At 60.6% G+C, this 376-nt stretch carries 1 protein-coding gene; it reads right to left on the bottom strand.

Annotation, left to right across the window (positions count from 1 at the left end):
* On the bottom strand, positions 1 to 376 hold a 376-nt coding region (locus VC35_RS28270; RefSeq protein WP_046044037.1), incomplete at both ends, for an immunoglobulin-like domain-containing protein.

The following is a 376-nucleotide window of genomic DNA, read 5'->3' on the forward strand; positions in this document are numbered from 1 at the left end:
ATGACTTCGCTGACGGTGTCAGTGATGGCCACGTTAGCCGCCGTGCCGTCGATCACCAGGTTTTCGAAGGTCTTGCCGGTGACGCTGGCCGAATCGACGGTCAGGCTCAGGTTGCTTGGGTCGTTGTAGACGTCTTCGCCCTGCACTGGCGCGGTGTAGATGGCCGACAACTTGCCCGCTTCAATGGTGACGGTGTCGCCATTGCTCAGGGTGACCTTGAGGTCGTGATCGAGCTTCTGGTCGACCTTGACGGTGAAGGTCGGGGCGACGTTTTCCTGCACATCGCCGTTGCTGGCGATGCTCACCGTGACCTTGTCACCCTGGCCCGATGGCTCATCGGTGACAGTGGTGGTGAACTGGTCCTTGCCCAGGGTCA

Origin of the sequence: Pseudomonas fluorescens (genome assembly GCF_000967965.1) — a bacterium.
Lineage (GTDB): Bacteria > Pseudomonadota > Gammaproteobacteria > Pseudomonadales > Pseudomonadaceae > Aquipseudomonas > Aquipseudomonas grandcourensis.